The following is an 18270-nucleotide window of genomic DNA, read 5'->3' on the forward strand; positions in this document are numbered from 1 at the left end:
GCTACGGAATGTCGAGATCAGGGAGATGAACCCAGGGCCGTCGTTCGCTCCGCGGCGGTGTCGGTCCTGCCGTTGTCGGTCTGTGCGTAGTCCATCACGTCCGGCGGTTCCCCGACTGGCACGAACGGCAAGGCAGCCAGCGGAAACAACCCGCACACCGCGAATGCCAGCGGGTAGCCGGCTGTGGTGATCAAGGCGCCGAACACTGGCGGCCCCACCGCGACAACGAGGCGCTCGACCGCATTCTGGGTGCTCATTGCGCGTCCGCTCCAGAACGATCCGGCCAGCTCGGGAATGGTGGTGAACGGCAACCCGCTGTCACCGGTGATTGCTGCCGCGAGGACCATCAGCGGCAGGGCAAGCGGCCAGGTCAGATAATCGGTGAGGGCAAGCACCAGCATGACGACGGATGTGACGACGGCCAGTATTCGGAGCGGCCGCATCCGCGAGCCGACGTAGTCCGCCCAGCGGCCGGCCGAGATGCGGATTCCCGCGCCGAGTAGTTGAGATAGACCAACCAGAACGCCGGCCCATACGGTCGACAAGCCACCGTCACTGGTGAACCAGACGAGCATGAACGTCAACACCACCGGCTGGGGCACCATCAGCAGCACCGAAGCCGCGTGGATGCGCCACAGCACGTTCGTTTCTCGGTAGGGGTTTGCGAGTTCGTTGTCGCTGGCGGCCTTTCGGGTCGGGCGTTGCGGATCACGTACGCCCACAGCGGCGGCCACCGCGGACACAGCGCACAAACAGGCCGGAAACAGCAGCGCCATCGCCATGCTGTGTTTGGCAAGTTCGGGTATTGCCAACGCGGCCACCGCAATTCCGAGTGGTTGCGCAGTCTGCCGGATTCCCATCGCCAGCGACCGCTGATTCGGTGGGAACCAGCCTGTCACCAACCGCCCACACGCGACCACGCTGCTGGCCGCGGCCATACCGCCGAGGACCAGAAACGTCCCGATCACCACCATCGAATCCACTGATGCGGCAGCGAAACCCGCCGCCGCGGTCAGGGCCAGGCCCAGGGTGAGCACGGTCCGTTCGCCGATCCGGTCCAGCAGGTATCCCCAGGCGAAAAGCGTCACCACCATGCCGAAACTGGGCAGGGACGCCAGCAACGCACCCATCGCGAGACTGGTCCCGCGCTGGTTGACAAGCGTGGGGATTAAGAAGGCGACGCCGTTGATGAAGACGTTGGCGCACAGGGTCGCGACGAGCGAGACGCTCAGCATCGTCCACCGCCTGACGGTGCTGATTGATTCGCTCGGCACTAATCCATACCTCGATTCCGAGACTGCTAGTCGGGTGCCCGCAGATCTATCCGGTGCTATGCCGGTGAGCAATAACTGTTTAGTGATTCAGAGCAGACCGGTCGCCGGACGGCGGCCGGGCAGGTTCATGCAGTTCGCCGCGTACCGTGGTTGGCGCGTATCCGACGGCATCAAGTCCGTGCGGAGGCGCGAAGTCGGCTGCACCGTCGCCGCTCGCCTGCAATTTTCTGAGTTGACGAAGGAGGGCGGGTCGAGACCCTCAGGGTTCGTTTGCCGCGACCCTCGCTAGGCTCATCCAAATGCGCCTTGGTCGAATCGCCAGTCCGGACGGAGTCGCTTTCGTCAGCATCGAAGGTGAGTTGGCTGACCCCAGTGACATGACCGTCCGCGAAATCGCCGAACATCCATTCGGCACTCCGAGTTTCACCGGCCGCTCCTGGCCGCTGGCCGACGTGCGCCTGCTGGCGCCGATACTGGCCAGCAAGGTGGTCTGCGTCGGCAAGAACTACGCCGACCACATCGCCGAGATGGGCGGCGTCACCGGACCCGCTCCGGCAGACCCGGTGATATTCATGAAGCCCAACACCGCGATCGTCGGACCGAACGTTCCGATTCGCTTGCCCGCCAACGCATCACCGGTGCACTACGAGGGCGAACTGGCGGTGGTGATCGGCCGGGCTTGCAAGGACGTCTCAGCCGAGCACGCCGCCGACAGCATTCTCGGCTACACCATCGGCAACGACGTATCGGCCCGCGATCAACAGAAGGCCGACGGCCAGTGGACCCGGGCCAAAGGGCACGACAGCTTCTGCCCGATCGGGCCGTGGATCGTCACCGATCTCGACCCGGACGATCTCCAGATTCGCACCGCGGTCAACGGCGACCCGAAACAGGACTCCCGCACCTCGCTGATGATTCACGACGTCGGTGCCATCGTCGAGTGGATCTCGGCGGTAATGACCTTGCTGCCAGGTGATCTCATTCTCACCGGAACGCCCGCAGGGGTGGGCCCGATCGAGCATGGCGACACCGTCTCGGTCACCGTCGAGGGAATCGGCACGCTCACCAATCCCGTAGTCCGCAAAGGATAGTAGTGACCGCATCAGCCTCTGTCCGGGTTCGGTTCTGCCCGTCGCCCACCGGAACTCCGCACGTCGGCATGGTTCGGACCGCACTGTTCAACTGGGCCTACGCCCGGCACACCGGCGGCACCATGGTCTTTCGTATCGAGGACACCGACGCCCAACGGGACAGCGAGGAAAGCTATCTGGCGTTGCTCGATGCGCTGCGCTGGCTCGGCCTGGACTGGGATGAGGGTCCCGAGGTGGGCGGGCCGTACGCCCCCTATCGACAGTCGCAGCGCTCGGATCTCTACCGGGACGTGGTGGACCGTCTCCTTGCGGCCGGAGAGGCCTACTACGCGTTCTCCACGCCCGAGGAAGTCGAGGCCCGCCACGTCGCCGCCGGGCGTAATCCCAAGCTGGGCTACGACAATTTCGACCGTCAACTGACCGACGCTCAGCGGGCCGCGTACGTGGCCGAGGGGCGCAAGCCGGTCGTGCGGCTACGGATGCCCGAGGAAGACTTGAGTTGGGACGATCTGGTGCGCGGGCCCACCACCTTCGCGGCGGGCACGGTTCCGGATTTCGCGCTGACGCGCGCCAACGGAGATCCGTTGTACACCTTGGTCAATCCATGCGACGACGCGCTGATGAAGATCACCCATGTGCTGCGGGGCGAGGACCTGCTTCCGTCGACACCGCGCCAACTCGCGCTCTACCAGTCGCTGATCCGGATCGGGGTTGCCGAACGGATTCCGGAATTCGCCCACCTGCCAACGGTGTTGGGGGAGGGCACCAAGAAACTGTCCAAGCGCGACCCGCAGTCGAATCTGTTCGCCCATCGCGACCGCGGATTCATCCCCGAGGGACTGCTGAATTACCTTGCGTTGCTCGGCTGGTCGATCGCCGACGACCACGACTTGTTCAGTCTCGAGGAGATGGTTGCTGCCTTCGATGTCGCCGACGTCAACTCCAATCCGGCCCGGTTCGATCAGAAGAAGGCCGACGCGCTCAACGCCGAGCACATCCGGATGCTCGCTGTCGACAACTTCGCCAGCCGGCTGCGTGCCTACCTGGACACCCACGGCCACCGCCTCGACATGAACGAGGCGGACTTCGCGACCGCCGCCGAGTTGGTGCAGACCCGCATCGTCGTGCTCGGCGACGCGTGGGGACTGCTGAAGTTCCTCAACGACGACGAATACGCGATCGACCCGAAGGCAGCCGCCAAGGAGTTGGGCGCCGACTCGGGCGCGGTGCTCGACGCGGCCGTCGCGGCCCTGGATGGTGTGCAGGACTGGACTACCGCGCAGATCGAGGAAGCGCTCAAGGGGGCGCTGATCGACGGCTTGGAACTCAAACCGCGTAAGGCTTTCGGGCCGATTCGGGTGGCCGCCAGCGGCACCACGATCAGCCCGCCGTTGTTCGAGTCGTTGGAGCTACTCGGCCGCGAACGCAGCCTGCAACGGCTCCGTTCCGCGCGACGGGAGATCGCATCGCCGTAGGCGTGCAGAGTGCTGCCCAAGTCTTTGGTAGTGTGCACTTCGGTCTTCACAAGGGCTTGCAAGGCCTTGTGAAGACCTAAGACGGCAGGCGCTGACGAACTCAGGACGCGAGTTACATCCGCAAAATGGGGTCTGACCAGCTGTCTTAGGTTGCAAATGGGGTATGGTGTAATTGGCAACACAGCGGTTTCTGGTACCGCCATTCTAGGTTCGAGTCCTGGTACCCCAGCAAAAGTCCACTAGCGGCAGGCGAATGCCTGGTGATTATGTGGGCTTACCGGGTTGAGCTATGCTGGCAGCTCGGATCGTGTCTGGCCCCGTCGTCTAGCGGCCTAGGACGCCGCCCTCTCACGGCGGTAGCGTGGGTTCGAATCCCATCGGGGCTACAAATTGATCTGCGGTTACTGACCGCCGCCTGAGGCGGTCGGTGCCGTGGTACCGCCCACCGGCATGCTGGGCAATCCGAGCTTGCGGTGATCCCACGAACGGCTGCGCTGGCTGACAATTCGCACGCCGACCCGCTTGTTCATCATCTGATCGACGAACGGCTTCATCTCGTCGGTGTACGGGCCGGTGTAGCGCTCCCACACGCTGATGCCCACCCGGTGCAGTGCGTCGGGGTCGTCGACGATCTCAGCGACGCCTTCGAAGGACACCCCGCGCAAGGTGTCATAGGTGTCGCCGTCCTCGAGGAGGAAGCTCACCCGTGGATCGCGGATGAGGTTGACCGCCTTCTGCGACTTGGCCTTGGTCTCCAGCCAGATCTCGCCGTCAACGACGGCGTACCACATGGCCGTCAGGTGGGGCTGTCCGTCCCGCCCGATGGTGGCCAGCGTGCCGGTCCGGCTATTGGTGACGAAGTCGGTGATTTCCGCCTCGGTCATGACGATGCTCGCGCGCTGATTGGTTCCCATGGGGTCAGTTTGTCAGGCCGGCCATATCGAGACCCTTACGGGATGCGCTGTGCCTGTTTCCGGGTCCCCGGAGTCTGCGCTCAGGGCTGCGAACGTGCGCTCAGGGCGGCGAATGTGCTCTGAGAGGGCGAAATCGGGCGATTAGACGCAGTGGCCGCACGCTCGCCGCCGCCACGGCACGCTCGCCGCCGCCACGGCACGCTCGCCGCCGCCACGGCACGCTCGAGGCCGCCATGGACGCAGAGTCAACGCGCAAACGGCTCACAACCGGCCGGTGAGCTCCTCGGCCGCGGCCAATAGGTCTGCGGCCCAACGCGCGCCGGGGCGTTTGCCCATCCTGTCGACGGGACCCGATACCGAGATCGCCGCAACCACGACCCCGCGGCCGTCGCGAACAGGCGCCGAAACGCTTGCAACGCCCGGTTCGCGCTCGGCGACGCTCTGCGCCCAACCGCGCTTGCGTACTTCGGCGAGTACCCGATCGGTGAACATCGCTGTCGGCAGCACCGCCGCCTGGGTGGCGGTGTCACTGTGGGCGAGCAGCACTTTGGCACCCGAACCCGCCGTCATCGGCAGCCGCGCCCCGACCGGGACCGTATCGCGAAGGCCCGCAGTCGGTTCGAGGGCGGCGATGCAGACCCGCGCAGTGCCCTCCCGGCGGTACACCTGGACGCTCTCTCCGGTCGTTTCACGCAACCGGGGCAGCACGGCCGCGCTCGCCGCCAACAGGGGGTCGTTCACCTGCGCCCCGAGTTCGGTGAGTGCGGGACCCAGCAGCCAATGGCCGTCCTCGTCGCGTCCGACGAGGCGATGCACCTCCAACGCTGCGGCCAACCGGTAGGTGGTGGCCCTGGGTAGGCCGGTCCGCTCGCACAGTTCGGCCAGTCCGCAGGGGGATTCCGCGATCGCGTGCAGGATGCCGACGGCTTTGTCGAGGACGCCGATTCCGCTATGCTGTCTCACAAGAAGATACTAGCGTCTCGCATTCTGAGATCACAGCCCTGATTGATCGGCGAGGCGCGAATGAACTGAATCGAGGCGTTTCGACATGGAAAAGGCAGCCGAGAAACCGCGCACGCTCGCCGAGAAAGTCTGGGCCGACCACGTTGTGGTTTCCGGAGAAGACAATGCACCCGATCTGATCTACATCGATCTGCACCTCGTGCACGAGGTGACCAGTCCGCAGGCGTTCGACGGATTGCGTCTGGCGGGTCGTCCGGTACACCGACCGGACTTGACGATCGCCACCGAGGACCACAACGTGCCTACCACCGACATCGACAAGCCGATCGCCGACCTGGTGTCGCGCACTCAGGTGGAGACGTTGCGGCGCAACTGTGCCGAATTCGGAATCCGGCTGCACCCGATGGGCGATATCGAGCAGGGGATCGTGCATGTCGTCGGCCCGCAATTGGGCCTCACCCAACCGGGTATGACGGTCGTGTGCGGTGACAGCCACACCTCCACGCATGGCGCATTCGGCGCAATTGCAATGGGAATCGGCACTTCCGAGGTTGAACACGTGCTCGCCACCCAGACGCTGCCGCTGCGCCCGTTCAAGACTATGGCGATCAATGTCGACGGCCAGTTGCCCCCGGGGGTGACGGCCAAAGACATCATTCTGGCGGTGATCGCCAAGATCGGAACTGGCGGCGGACAGGGCCATGTCATCGAATACCGAGGCAGCGCTATCGAATCGCTGTCCATGGAAGCGCGGATGACGATCTGCAACATGAGCATCGAGGCAGGCGCCCGGGCGGGCATGGTGGCTCCGGATGAAACCACGTTCGAGTTCTTGCGGGGCCGTCCGCACGCGCCGACAGGAGCCGACTGGGATGCCGCGGTTGCCTATTGGCGGCAGCTGCCCACCGATCCGGGCGCCGAATTCGACACCGAGGTGTACCTCGATGCGGCTTCGTTGAGCCCGTTCGTCACTTGGGGAACCAACCCCGGCCAGGGTGTGCCGCTGTCCGCCGCGGTTCCGGATCCCGAGCTGATGACGGATGAGGCGGAGCGCCAGGCCGCCGAGAAAGCCTTGGCCTACATGGACCTTCGGCCCGGAACGGCGATGCGCGATATCGCGGTCGACACCGTATTCGTCGGATCGTGCACCAACGGGCGCATCGAAGATCTGCGGGTGGTTGCCGACATTCTCCGCGGCCAGAGCGTGGCGTCGGGCCTGCGGATGCTGGTGGTTCCGGGCTCGATGCGGGTACGTGCGCAGGCCGAAGCCGAGGGCCTCGGAGAGGTTTTCACCGCCGCCGGTGCCGAGTGGCGGCAGGCGGGATGCTCGATGTGCCTGGGAATGAACCCCGATCAGCTCGCGCCGGGAGAGCGCTGTGCCGCGACCTCCAACCGCAATTTCGAAGGGCGGCAGGGCAAGGGCGGCCGCACCCACCTGGTGTCTCCGGCGGTCGCGGCGGCCACGGCGATTCGCGGCAAGCTCTCTGCCCCCGCGGATTTGAACTGACCCCACCGGTACGAACCGACCCCAACTTGAATTCACATTGAGAAATAAGGGAAGAGCATGGAAGCCTTTGACAGCCACACCGGTATCGGCGTGCCCCTGCGTCGCTCGAATGTCGACACCGACCAGATCATTCCCGCTGTCTTTCTGAAGCGCGTCACCCGAACCGGTTTTGAGGACGGTCTGTTTGCGAGTTGGCGCTCGGATCCGTCATTCGTGCTAAACCTCAGTCCCTTTGACCGAGGCTCAGTTCTGGTTGCAGGCCCGGATTTCGGCACCGGATCGTCCCGCGAGCACGCGGTCTGGGCACTGATGGACTACGGATTCCGCGTGGTTATCTCGCCGCGCTTCGGTGACATTTTTCGCGGCAACGCCGGCAAGGCGGGACTGCTGGCGGCCGAAGTCGACCAAGATGCCGTCGAACTTCTTTGGAAGCTCATCGAGCAGAGCCCGGGGCTGGAAATCACTGTCAATCTTGAACATCGAAATATCACTGCGGGAACGACGGTGTTGCCGTTCAGGATTGACGACCACACCGCCTGGCGACTGCTGGAAGGGCTTGACGATATAGCCCTCACGCTGCGGAAACTCGACGAAATCGAGTCTTTCGAGACGACTCGTCCGGATTGGAAGCCGCGAACTCTGCCTACCTCGTGAACCGTCGTGCGGCACCGAATTTCGACTCCGTTGCCGCGCGAAATGAAGGCCATTTTTCGGCGACGCCACCGGTCAAGTGGGGCAACCGGTTTCCGAAAATGGTAGCCATTGGGCTCCGAAATTGCGCGTGGCTCTTGGCAATTTGCCAGTTGAGGGTTTACCGTTGTGCACTAGTCGGTCCAAAACGGGGACCACTGGCTTCGGAGGGTTGGATGAACAAAGCAGAGCTCATAGATGTGCTCACACAGAAATTGGGCTCCGATCGTCGGCAGGCTACCGCCGCCGTCGAGAATGTCGTCGACACGATTGTGCGCGCGGTTCACAAGGGCGACAGCGTCACCATTACTGGCTTCGGTGTCTTCGAACAGCGCCGTCGCGCGGCTCGCGTGGCCCGCAACCCGCGTACTGGCGAGACTGTCAAAGTGAAGCCCACGTCCGTCCCGGCATTCCGTCCCGGAGCTCAATTCAAGGCGGTTGTTGCTGGCGCACAGAAACTCCCGGCCGAAGGCCCCGCAGTGAAGCGCGGTGTGGTCGCGAGTGCAGCGAAGAAGGCGGCTGCCAAGAAGGCTCCGGCCAAGAAGGCTGCCACGAAGGCTCCGGCCAAGAAGGCGGCCACCAAGGCGCCCGCCAAGAAGGCTCCGGCCACCAAGGCTCCGGCTAAGAAGGCCGCCACCAAGGCTCCCGCCAAGAAGGCTCCGGCCACCAAGGCTCCGGCTAAGAAGGCCGCCACTAAGGCTCCGGTCAAGAAGGCCGCCGCAAAGGCCCCGGTGCGCAAGGCTGCGGCCAAGGCTCCGGCCAAGAAGGCTGCCGCCACCAAGGCTCCGGCCAAGAAGGCTCCGGCCAAGAAAGCCACCACGACTGCGCGGCGCGGCCGCAAGTAGTTCTCACAAGTAAATACCCTCCGGTCGGCAGCGATGCCGTCCCGGAGGGTATTTGCGTTTGAAAGGCAATTACCTCAGAAGGGTTGTCAGGCCCGCACGTTGGCGGCCAGGGCCCCGCCGATGTGGTCGGCAGCGATCAGCCGGCCATCGGACAGCGAAAGCACCCAGGTGCTTCCTTTGAGGTTGCGTGATTTGTCGGGACGCACTCCGTCACGGTCGCACCACCATGCGATCAGATCCGGAATCACCTTGCCCTGCGTGCAGATCACCGGTGTGCCCGCCCGCTGAGCGATCTGTAGTGCCCGCTGCCGGGCTCGCTTGGCGTTCTTGGCATACGCTTCCTCAGTTAGGTTGGGCTCGTTGTGAATTGCCACACCCAACTCCGCTGCCAGTGGTTCCACCGTTTGATGACACCGCACCCGGTCGGCCGCGTAAATAGTGGTGGCTCCGAAGGCGAGCAACTGTCCGACCAGAGCCTCGGCTTGTGCCCGCCCCTTTTTGTCCAGCGGGCGCTTGGTGTCGTCGCCGCGGAATCGTGACTTGCTGCCCGCTGTGCCGTGCCGCACCACCAATACGGTTTGAGTATCCGTAGGTTGTTTAACGAACCGCCGCAGGACCTTTCGGTCCTGTGCGTAATCGAGCTTTTTCATGGCGTCGGACAAGGGCAGCCAGACCAACTCGTCGACCTCGTTTCCCGGTGCGAATTCGCCGCCAGTGCTGCGCGCCGCCCAGTAGTGCACCTTCTTGATGCCCTGATCGATCTCGTAGGTGATCGTGGTGAGGCGCCGGCCCAGCAGGGAATGCTGGCCGGTCTCTTCAAGCACCTCACGCACCGCGGCCACCGGCGCGGTCTCACCGGGATCGACTTTGCCTTTGGGCAACGACCAGTCGTCGTAACGAGGTCGGTGAATGACGGCGATCTCCACCGTCTTGGCCGATTTCTTGCCGGCAGGCCGCCACAGCACGGCACCGGCGGCGTACACGATCCGGCCCCCTGCCTGCCGACGGGACGCCGAGTTATGGATCGACACCGCAACTCCTGCACATTAATTCGGCCGGGCCGCGAAATGGTGCGCGCGGTACTGAGTTGACCCCTATCAACCTACACACGGCTATGAGCTGCGATGCCGCTCCATCAGCGAAACTTGGTGGTCGCGGACGCTACGGCCCTCCTGCGGGGACGCGGTCCACTGACCGTCCGGTCCGAGCTCCCAGCATCGCGTTGACGAATCCAGCGCGGAGTCGAACAGTTCGTCCAGCTGTGCGGTCAGTCGCGGGTCCTTGACCTGAGCCATTACCTCGACACGGCGGTCCAGGTTGCGGTGCATCATGTCGGCGCTGCCGATCCAGATTTCGTCGATGGCGTTGAAGTGCATGATGCGGGAGTGCTCGAGGAAGCGGCCGAGAATCGAGCGGACGGCGATGTTTTCGGAGAAGCCTTCAACACCTGGTCGCAGTGCGCAGATGCCACGCACCACCACCTCCACCCGCACCCCGGCCTGCGATGCGCGATAGAGCGCATCGATGACCTGTTCGTCCACGAGGGCGTTCATCTTGAGACGGATGCGTGCGTCGGCGCCGTCGCGGTGCGCCGCGACCTCACGTTCGACGCGCTCGATGATGCCGCGGCGAATTCCGTGTGGCGCCACCAGGAGATTGCGGTAAGTGAGCTTGCGCGAATAGCCCGTGAGCGTGTTGAACAGGTCGGTCAGGTCGGCGCCGATCTCGGGCGACGCCGTCAGGATGCCCACATCCTCATAGAGGCGTGCCGTTTTGCCGTTGTAGTTGCCGGTGCCCACATGGCAGTACCGCCGGATGGTGGAGCCCTCCCGGCGCACCACGAGGCATGTCTTGCAGTGTGTCTTGAGTCCGACGAAGCCGTACACCACGTGCACGCCAGCCTGCTCAAGCGTTCGCGCCCAACGGATGTTGGCCTGCTCGTCGAAGCGCGCCTTGATCTCCACCATGGCCACCACCTGCTTGCCGGCTTCGGCGGCGGCGATCAACGCCCGGACGATCGGTGAGTCACCGGAGGTGCGGTACAGCGTCTGCTTGATTGCCAACACATTCGGGTCAGCGGCGGCCAGTTCGATGAAGCGCTGCACGCTGGTGGAGAACGAGTCATACGGATGGTGCACCAGCACATCGCCTTCGCGCAGGGTGGCGAAGATGCTCTTCGGCGTTTCCTGGGCGGCGAACGCCGGATGAGTTCTGGGGATGAAGGTCCGGTCTTTGAGGTCCGGCCGATCCACCCCATAGATCTGCCACAGTGACGACAGGTCAAGCAGCCCAGGAACTTCGATGACGTCGCCCGGATGGACGTCGAGTTCGCGCAGCAGCAACTCCATCATGCTCTCGGTCATGTCGTCGGCGACTTCGAGCCGTACCGGCGAGCCGAACCGGCGGCGGGCCAACTCCCGCTCCAGGGCCTGTAACAGGTCCTCGTCGCGATCCTCTTCCACCTCGAAGTCCGCGTTGCGGGTGATCCGGAAGGCATGGTGCTCGACGATTTCCATGCCTGGGAAGAGCGTCTGCAGGAAAGCGGCGATCAATTCTTCGGTGGGTAGGAACCGAACGACGACCGGTTCGCCGTCTTCGCCACCCGTGCTTTCGAGTTGGACGAAGCGGTCCACATTGTCGGGAACCTTGACGCGGGCGAAATGCTGAGTGCCGTCGTCGGGTTGCCGGACGGTGATCGCCAGATTCAGGCTCAGTCCGCTCACGAACGGGAAGGGGTGGGCGGGGTCGACGGCCAGCGGCGTGAGGACCGGGAAGACCTGCTCGGTGAAATAAGTCGACAACCGCTCGCGCTCAGCCTCATCGACCTCGGCCCAGGTGACGATCCTGATGCCCTCTTCCTCGAGTGCGGGCAGTACCTCATCGATGAAGACACGTGCATGCCGACTGGCGATCCGCTGCGTCTGCTCGCCGATGCGACGCAACTGCTCACGAGGCGTCAGTCCGTCGGCGGAGCGCACCGACAGCCCCATTTCGTCGCGGCGCTTGAGGCCGGCGACCCGAACCATGTAGAACTCGTCGAGATTGGAGGCGAAGATCGCCAGGAACTTCGCGCGCTCCAGCAGCGGCATCGAATTGTCGGCGGCCAGTGCTAGTACGCGGGCGTTGAAGTCCAGCCAGCTCAGTTCGCGGTTGAGGTAGCGATCTTCGGGAAGCGCGTCGATGATCGCAGCGGGCGTCGCGGCGGGCGGTGCTGCCGGAGTCGCGGGCGTCGCGTCGCCGTTTTGCGACGAATTCTCGTCGGAACGCGCCTCTGCTGGACTGGTCTCGATATCGGTCACCTTGCGATCATTGCCTATCACCCCGCACTGCTGCCAGCGGTCGGTGGACTTCTACATCGTCATCAATTCGCCGTTGGCGCGCCATTCACCGACCGGACACTTCGCGGCGGCTATCAGCTGTGGTCAGTTTCGTCTTGAGGACTAGCGGCGTGCGATTGCCCGTGCGGTCGCGGGGCCGACGCCGAGTCGACGGGCGGCCGCCAAGTCGGCGGGTGTGTCGACATCGCAACGCAGACCGGGCCATGCCCCGGTCAGCTCGATCGCACCCGAACTATTGTGTCGCGCACGGGAATCCGACCCAAATCGCGGATCGAGTGCGACGCCGAAGGCGCACAGCATGGCGGTGCCCGTTCCCAGGCGGTCGGCGACGAAGCTGCGCGAATATTGCCGCGCGGACGAGATCGCCTCGGCAAGTTCCTGTGTTTGGAGCGCCGGCAAATCTCCCTGCAGCACAACGATATTGGCGAGCGCGGCGGTCTCTGCCACCGCGCGTTCGGCAGCTCCGATCGCGCTGTTCAACGGGTCGGGATCGTCTGCGGGCGTGGGATCGGCCAGCACCTGGGCTCCGAGGTCAGCCGCGGCCGCCGCCGCGGCCTCGTCGGGGGTGATGACGGTAATCGATCGCAACGCAGAAACCCGCGTCGCCGCGGTCAGGGTGTCCTTCAGCATCGCCAACACCACGTGTCCCCGGGTCTGCGCCGAGAACACCGGAGCCAGCCTGGTCTTGGCGGCACCCAACCGCTTGACGGCGATGATCAAACCGACATCGCCGCCGGTCCGTGTGCCGCTCATGAGGTCATCCTGCCAGCGTTGCCCGCGAGTGGAGGTCGCCGCCCGCTTGCGTGTGACACGCGACACGCCTCGTGGTGTTCTAGGGTGTCGCCTGCAGACACCGCATCGCAGACTTAGCGTGACACGGCCGGCTACGGCAACGTTGAGACGTCGCGGTCGCAGCGCAACACTGAGGGGTGGTGGATGGCGAACAAAGGAACGGTCGCAGTAATGGGGGCCGGTTCATGGGGCACAGTCCTGGCCAAAGTGCTCGCCGACGCCGGTGGCGAGGTCACGTTGTGGGCGCGGCGCGCTGACGTCGCCAACAAGATCAATTCCACCAGGTACAACCCCGACTACCTTCCGGGAACACAGCTGCCCGCCGGCATTCGCGCCACTGCGGACGCCGAGGAAGCATTGTCCGGTGCAACAACGGTGCTGCTGGGTGTGCCCGCTCAGGCGCTCCGGGCCAATCTTGAGCAGTGGAACGACATGTTCGCTCGTGGCGCCACGCTGGTCAGCCTGGCCAAAGGCATCGAGCTCGGCACGTTGATGCGGATGAGCCAGGTCATTGTCTCGGTGACCGGCGTGGATGCATCGCAGGTCGCGGTGATCTCGGGACCGAACCTGGCCAGTGAAATTGCCGAGTGCCAACCCGCCGCCACCGTGATCGCGTGCAGTGACTCCGGACGTGCGGTGGCGCTACAGAGGTTCCTGAACAGCAGCTATTTCCGGCCCTACACCAACTCCGACGTCGTGGGCACCGAGATCGGCGGAGCGTGCAAGAACGTCATCGCGCTGGCTTGCGGAATGGCGGTGGGCGTGGGACTGGGCGAAAACACCGCGGCCACGATCATCACCCGCGGTCTAGCGGAGATCATGCGGCTCGGGCTGGCGCTGGGCGCCAAAGGCGCGACCCTGGCGGGCCTGGCCGGGGTCGGTGACCTGGTGGCGACCTGCACATCGCCCTATTCGCGAAACCGCTCGTTGGGGGAGCGCCTAGGACGAGGCGACACTATATATACGGCGTTGCATGGCAAGGACGGTCACGTCGTCGAGGGTGTGACGTCCTGCGAGTCGGTGCTTGCGCTGGCTTCCAGCTACGACGTGGAAATGCCACTCACCGATGCTGTGCACCGGGTCTGCCACAAGGGCCTGTCGGTCAACGACGCCATCGCCCTCTTGCTCGGCCGCAGCACCAAGCCGGAATAGGAAAAGCCCAGCTCGGGGCGTCGGACCCGACCTCTGCGGCGCTGACCCGGTAGCCTCTCCAGGTTGTGACTGCCAATAACCGCGGTGCCGAGCGCGTTCGGGTCGCCGTCGTTTTCGGCGGACGCAGCAACGAGCACGCCATTTCCTGCGTGTCTGCCGGCAGCATTCTGCGCAACCTCGACCCGGCGCGGTTCGACGTGGTCGCGATCGGCATCACTCCGGAAGGGTCGTGGGTGCTGACCGATGGCGATCCCGATGCGTTGGCGATCTCGAATCGTCAATTGCCCGGTGTGAGCTCCGATTCCGGTACCGAGCTGGCGTTGTCGGCCAATCCGCAGCGCGGCGGCCAACTGGTATCGCTGCCGTCGAGTGGAGGCCGACAAGCAGCAGAGCTGTTGACCTCCGTCGACGTCGTGTTCCCGGTTTTGCATGGTCCCTATGGCGAAGACGGCACCGTGCAGGGTTTGCTGGAGCTCGCCGGTGTGCCGTATGTGGGGGCCGGTGTGCTGGCCAGTGCCGCCGGCATGGACAAGGAATTCACCAAGAAACTGCTTGTGGCCGATGGACTTCCGGTCGGCCCCTACACGGTCTTGCGTCCGTCGCAGCCGACATTGCATCCTGAGGAACGCGAACGATTGGGGTTGCCGGCATTCGTCAAGCCCGCACGCGGTGGTTCCTCGATTGGCGTCAGTCGGGTGTCGAGTTGGGACGATCTGGACGCCGCGATCATTGAGGCCCGCCGCCACGACCCCAAAGTCATCGTGGAGGCTGAGGTCAGCGGCCGCGAGCTTGAATGCGGCGTGCTCGAAATGCCCGACGGCACAATCGAAGCCAGCACACTGGGGGAGATCCGGGTGGCCGGGGTGCGGGGCCGGGAAGACTCCTTCTACGACTTCGAGACCAAATACCTCGACGACGCAGCCGAATTGGACGTACCTGCCAAAGTCGACGACGAAATCGCGCATGCAGTAAGGCAATTGGCGATCAAAGCTTTCGGCGCCATCGACTGTCAGGGTCTGGCCCGGGTCGACTTCTTCCTCACCGACCACGGCCCAGTCATCAACGAGATCAACACGATGCCGGGATTCACCACGATCTCGATGTATCCGAGGATGTGGGCGGCGAGCGGCGTGGATTACCCGACCCTGCTGGCCACCATGGTGGACACGGCATTGGCCCGGGGTGTGGGCTTGCGCTGAGTCGGTCACTGCCAGAGGTGGTTTGGGGCGTAGCGTTCGGCGCACGGTAGCGGCGGCAACGGCGATGCTTGGGGTTTCTGGACCGCTTGACCACCGAGGCGCTGCCGCGGCTTTGAGTAAGCCACATTTCGGGAACTGGCGACGGTTCAGGTGTATCGGTGTTGAGCGTGTGTTGAGTATTGCTGTGGTTTGCGGTGTGCGGGGTGATTTGGTGGCGTCGCGTTTGCTGCCGGGCCGTCGACGGTCGCCTTCACGTAATGATCGGGTGTTGTTGATGTCTTCCTTTGTAATTGCGTTTCCTGAGGTTGTGGCTGCGGCTGTAATTGCGTTTCCTGAGGTTGTGGCTGCGGCGGCGGCGGATTTGAGTGAGGTCGGGTCAGCTGTGGGTGCGGCGTCGGCCGCGGCGTTGCTGCCGACAACGGGTGTGGCGGTTGCTGCTGGTGATGAGGTGTCGGCGGCGATTGCGGCGTTGTTTGGTGGTTATGGCCGGGAGTATCAGGCAATCAGTGTGCGCGCGGCGGAGTTTCATGCCCATTTTGTGCAGGCGGTAGGGAGTAAGGCAGTTGGCGATCGAGGCGTCCGAAGCCATCGACTCCGAGGTCTGGTCCGGGTCGACTTCATCCTCACCGAGGACGGCCCCGGTGACCAATTCATTTTGTCTGGACAACTATCGCCGTTGAACGGCCGGAAGTCCGCCCTAGGCGTGTGTTCAATATTTGCGGGCCCGATGTGCGCCGATTGTCGTGCGCCACGCGCTTTATGGCTGTACCGTTCGCTTTCGAGCGGTCGGGCCGCGCCGTAGACGTTGATTCTTAATTCGATTGGGCGTTGCTGATGTCGTCTTTCTTGGTTGTGGTCCCTGAGGTCCTCTCGGCGGCATCATCGGATCTGGGCCGGATCGGGTCGGCGGTGAGTGCGGCGGGTGCGGCGGCGGCGGCGCCGACAACGGGGCTGGTAGTTGCAGCGGGCGACGAGGTCTCGGCGGCGATTGCGAGCCTATTCGGTACCTACGGCCAGCAGTATCAGGCGATCAGTCTTCAGGCCGCGGACTTTCACTCGGCCTTGGTGCGGACTTTGGTGGCGGCCGGCGGAGCTTACGCGGGTGCGGAAGCGGCGAGTGTGGGGTCGTTTGAGGGTTTGGAGTCGGCAGTACTAGGGGCGATTAATGCCCCGACGAATCTGTTGTTGGGGCGTCCGTTGTTGGGTCCGGGTGTTGATGGTGCGGCGGGGTCGGGTGCTGCTGGTGGTGCGGGTGGGTTGTTGGTTGGTCGTGGTGGTAATGGCGGGTCGGGTGCGTCGGGGCAGGCCGGTGGTGCGGGTGGGGCGGCGGGTTTGTTGGGTCCGGGCGGCGTGGGCGGTACTGGTGGTGCGGGGGCTGCTGGTGGTGTGGGTGGCACTGGTGGCTGGCTGTTCGGTGCCGGCGGTGCTGGTGGGGTGGGTGGGGTGGGTAGTTCTGGTGGTGCTGGGGGTAGTGCGTTGTTGTTCGGTCATGGTGGTGCCGGTGGTGTGGGTGGGTCCGGGGTGGCGGGTGCGGTGGGGTCTGCGGGCGCGGCCGGGACGCAGTTTGCTGCGGGCGGTTCTGGTGGGTTGGGCACAGATGGTGGTGCGGCGGGGTCGGGTGGTGCGGGTGGTCGTGGTGGGTTGATATTCGGTAACGGTGGCGCGGGTGGCGCGGGTGGTGTGGGTGGTGTCGGTGGTGCCGGCGGTGCTGGTGGTGTGGGGTGGGCGGCGACCACGCCCGGTGGCACGGGCGGTGAGGGCGGTGATAGCGGGACCGGCGGGCATGGCGGTGCTGGTGGCGTTGGTGGGGTGGGTGGGCAGGGTCATGGGTTGTTTGGTCGTGCGGGTGTGAATGGTTCCGGTGGTGCTGGAGGTGCCGGCGGCAATTCGGGGGTTGCGGGTGACGGCGGGATGGGCGGCGCCGGTAACGCGCTGCTCACGGGTGGTGTGGGCGGGGTCGGCGGCGATACCGGCGGCGTCGGATTTGGCGGGGTCGGCGGGGCTGCGGGCGGACCGGGTGCAGGTGGGGGTGCTACGGGTGCGGCGGGCACGGTGGTGGCCGGCGGCAATGGCGGTGTGGGTGGGGCCGGTTTCAACGCGGCGGCGGCGGGTGGGTCGGGCACGGCCGGGGGGATGGGTGGTGCTGGGGGTAGTCACGGTAATGGCGGTGCCGGGGGTGCGGGCGGTAATGGCGCCGCGGGCGATAACGGTTCGGCGGGCAAGTTGGCGGGCCAGTCCGGCGGTGACGGGATGGCCGGCGGCGCGGGTGCGGTCGGAGGGGCCGGTGGCGCGGGTGGATCGGTGTCCGGCAATGGCGGCGCCGGCGGTGCGGGTGGGCGTGGCGCAGACGGTGGCGACGGTGGGGCCGGGAAGACGGGCTCTGATGCGGTGGCGGCCGGTGCTGCCGGGCAGGCCGGCGGGTCGGGCGGAAGCGGCGGGGTTGGCGGTAATGGCGGTAACGGCGGTGTGGGTGGTACCGCAGCGAAGGGTGCCGCGGGCGTCACGGGTGTCGGGGGTAATGCCGGCAATGGTGGCAATGGTGCGACTCCGGGTGATGGCGGCGCGGGTGGGGCCGGAGACAGCACGATCCGCGATGGCGGGGCCGGTGGCGCGGGCGGGAACACCGGTGTGGGCGGCGAGGGTGGTACCGGGGGTGCGGGCAGCAGCGTAGGCGGCGACGGCGCTAAGGGTTCGGCACCAACTGGGGTGTTGGGTAATGGTGGCGCGGGTGGTGCTGGGTTTAGCGCCACCGTTGTCGGTAGTGGTAGCGGCGGCGACGGTGGCGCCGGGGGTGCGGGCGGCAGTCATGGCAGTGGTGGCGCCGGGGGTGCCGGTGGTGACGGTGCGGTCGGCCAGAACGGCGCACAGGGTGTGGCTGGGAACGAGTCCGGCGGTGACGGCAAGGCGGGCGGCTCCGGCGGTGCCGGCGGTGCGGGTGGTGCCGGCGGATCGAAGGCCGGTGTCGGTGGTGTTGGCGGTGCGGGCGGCCAGGGTGCGCGGGGTGGTGATGGCGGCGCCGGGGTCACTGGT

Annotated in this window: 15 protein-coding genes and 2 tRNA genes; 11 read left to right on the plus strand and 6 right to left on the minus strand. The window is 65.3% G+C overall.

Annotated elements, in window-relative coordinates; all coding sequences use genetic code 11:
• Positions 1–17 precede the first annotated feature (17 nt).
• Complete coding sequence (locus ACZY1I_RS06445) at positions 18–1235, minus strand: MFS transporter (protein WP_463753406.1); 1218 nt, start codon at positions 1233–1235, stop codon at positions 18–20.
• Positions 1236–1573: 338 nt separating this feature from the next.
• Here ACZY1I_RS06445 and ACZY1I_RS06450 point away from each other — a divergent pair, with 338 nt between their 5' ends.
• The 4 genes from ACZY1I_RS06450 to ACZY1I_RS06465 all read left to right on the plus strand — a co-directional run bounded on the left by ACZY1I_RS06450 (position 1574) and on the right by ACZY1I_RS06465 (position 4226).
• On the plus strand, positions 1574–2365 hold the full coding sequence (locus ACZY1I_RS06450) for a fumarylacetoacetate hydrolase family protein (RefSeq protein WP_463753407.1): 792 nt from the start codon (positions 1574–1576) through the stop codon (positions 2363–2365).
• Positions 2366–2367: 2 nt separating this feature from the next.
• Positions 2368–3840, plus strand: a complete 1473-nt coding sequence (gltX, locus tag ACZY1I_RS06455; RefSeq protein ID WP_463753408.1) for a glutamate--tRNA ligase — start codon at positions 2368–2370, stop codon at positions 3838–3840.
• 157 nt (positions 3841–3997) lie between these two features.
• A tRNA-Gln gene (locus tag ACZY1I_RS06460) sits at positions 3998–4069 on the plus strand.
• Positions 4070–4153: 84 nt separating this feature from the next.
• A tRNA-Glu gene (locus ACZY1I_RS06465) sits at positions 4154–4226 on the plus strand.
• A gap of 15 nt (positions 4227–4241) precedes the next feature.
• On the opposite strand, the gene ACZY1I_RS06470 is transcribed toward ACZY1I_RS06465, so the two are convergent.
• Together ACZY1I_RS06470 and ACZY1I_RS06475 are read right to left on the minus strand one after the other, a co-directional pair.
• The gene (locus tag ACZY1I_RS06470; RefSeq protein WP_463753409.1) at positions 4242–4754 is read right to left on the minus strand and encodes a PPOX class F420-dependent oxidoreductase; all 513 of its coding nucleotides are present in this window, start codon (positions 4752–4754) and stop codon (positions 4242–4244) included.
• Between the two features lie 261 nt (positions 4755–5015).
• A complete protein-coding gene (locus ACZY1I_RS06475) occupies positions 5016–5717 on the minus strand; it encodes an IclR family transcriptional regulator (protein ID WP_463753410.1) in 702 nt (233 codons plus the stop codon).
• Positions 5718–5802: 85 nt separating this feature from the next.
• On the opposite strand from ACZY1I_RS06475, the gene leuC reads away from it, so the two are divergent.
• The 3 genes from leuC to ACZY1I_RS06490 all read left to right on the plus strand — a co-directional run bounded on the left by leuC (position 5803) and on the right by ACZY1I_RS06490 (position 8759).
• Entirely contained in the window at positions 5803–7224 is a 1422-nt protein-coding gene (leuC, locus tag ACZY1I_RS06480; RefSeq protein WP_463753411.1) for a 3-isopropylmalate dehydratase large subunit, read from the plus strand.
• 57 nt (positions 7225–7281) lie between these two features.
• On the plus strand, positions 7282–7878 hold the full coding sequence (leuD, locus tag ACZY1I_RS06485) for a 3-isopropylmalate dehydratase small subunit (protein ID WP_463753412.1): 597 nt from the start codon (positions 7282–7284) through the stop codon (positions 7876–7878).
• Between the two features lie 212 nt (positions 7879–8090).
• Positions 8091–8759, plus strand: coding sequence for an HU family DNA-binding protein (locus ACZY1I_RS06490; RefSeq protein WP_463753413.1), 669 nt, complete (start codon positions 8091–8093; stop codon positions 8757–8759).
• An 86-nt stretch (positions 8760–8845) separates the two neighbouring features.
• Here the strand turns inward: ACZY1I_RS06490 and mutT1 are convergent, their stop codons facing one another.
• The 3 genes from mutT1 to cofC all read right to left on the minus strand — a co-directional run bounded on the left by mutT1 (position 8846) and on the right by cofC (position 12850).
• Positions 8846–9790 (minus strand): 8-oxo-(d)GTP phosphatase MutT1, encoded by a 945-nt coding sequence (gene mutT1 / locus ACZY1I_RS06495; RefSeq protein WP_463753414.1) that lies wholly within the window; start codon positions 9788–9790, stop codon positions 8846–8848.
• An 81-nt stretch (positions 9791–9871) separates the two neighbouring features.
• Entirely contained in the window at positions 9872–12079 is a 2208-nt protein-coding gene (locus ACZY1I_RS06500; RefSeq protein WP_463753416.1) for an RNA degradosome polyphosphate kinase, read from the minus strand.
• 120 nt (positions 12080–12199) lie between these two features.
• The gene (gene cofC, locus ACZY1I_RS06505) at positions 12200–12850 is read right to left on the minus strand and encodes a 2-phospho-L-lactate guanylyltransferase (protein ID WP_463753417.1); all 651 of its coding nucleotides are present in this window, start codon (positions 12848–12850) and stop codon (positions 12200–12202) included.
• Between the two features lie 183 nt (positions 12851–13033).
• Between cofC and ACZY1I_RS06510 the strand changes: the two genes are divergently transcribed.
• The 4 genes from ACZY1I_RS06510 to ACZY1I_RS06525 all read left to right on the plus strand — a co-directional run.
• Positions 13034–14041: an NAD(P)H-dependent glycerol-3-phosphate dehydrogenase gene (locus ACZY1I_RS06510; protein ID WP_463753418.1), complete on the plus strand. Its 1008-nt coding sequence runs from the start codon at positions 13034–13036 to the stop codon at positions 14039–14041.
• A 65-nt stretch (positions 14042–14106) separates the two neighbouring features.
• Complete coding sequence (locus tag ACZY1I_RS06515) at positions 14107–15240, plus strand: D-alanine--D-alanine ligase family protein (RefSeq protein WP_463753419.1); 1134 nt, start codon at positions 14107–14109, stop codon at positions 15238–15240.
• 274 nt (positions 15241–15514) lie between these two features.
• Positions 15515–16042 carry a PE family protein gene (locus ACZY1I_RS06520; protein WP_463753420.1) on the plus strand — a complete coding sequence of 176 codons (528 nt, stop codon included), beginning with the start codon at positions 15515–15517 and terminating at the stop codon, positions 16040–16042.
• Positions 16043–16074: 32 nt separating this feature from the next.
• Positions 16075–18270, plus strand: a 2196-nt coding sequence (locus ACZY1I_RS06525) for a PE family protein (RefSeq protein WP_463753421.1), incomplete at its 3' end; no start/stop codon positions are given.

The sequence above is a fragment of the Mycobacterium sp. IDUB_37 genome (assembly GCF_055419245.1).

Excerpts from the sequence above, each read along its gene's own strand:
- ACZY1I_RS06445 (WP_463753406.1), bottom strand. The coding sequence starts at position 1,235 with ATGCTGAGCGTCTCGCTCGTCGCGACCCTGTGCGCCAACGTCTTCATC.
- ACZY1I_RS06450 (WP_463753407.1), top strand. The coding sequence starts at position 1,574 with ATGCGCCTTGGTCGAATCGCCAGTCCGGACGGAGTCGCTTTCGTCAGC.
- ACZY1I_RS06470 (WP_463753409.1), bottom strand. The coding sequence starts at position 4,754 with ATGGGAACCAATCAGCGCGCGAGCATCGTCATGACCGAGGCGGAAATC.
- leuC (WP_463753411.1), top strand. The coding sequence starts at position 5,803 with ATGGAAAAGGCAGCCGAGAAACCGCGCACGCTCGCCGAGAAAGTCTGG.
- leuD (WP_463753412.1), top strand. The coding sequence starts at position 7,282 with ATGGAAGCCTTTGACAGCCACACCGGTATCGGCGTGCCCCTGCGTCGC.
- ACZY1I_RS06490 (WP_463753413.1), top strand. The coding sequence starts at position 8,091 with ATGAACAAAGCAGAGCTCATAGATGTGCTCACACAGAAATTGGGCTCC.
- cofC (WP_463753417.1), bottom strand. The coding sequence starts at position 12,850 with ATGAGCGGCACACGGACCGGCGGCGATGTCGGTTTGATCATCGCCGTC.
- ACZY1I_RS06510 (WP_463753418.1), top strand. The coding sequence starts at position 13,034 with ATGGCGAACAAAGGAACGGTCGCAGTAATGGGGGCCGGTTCATGGGGC.
- ACZY1I_RS06520 (WP_463753420.1), top strand. The coding sequence starts at position 15,515 with ATGTCTTCCTTTGTAATTGCGTTTCCTGAGGTTGTGGCTGCGGCTGTA.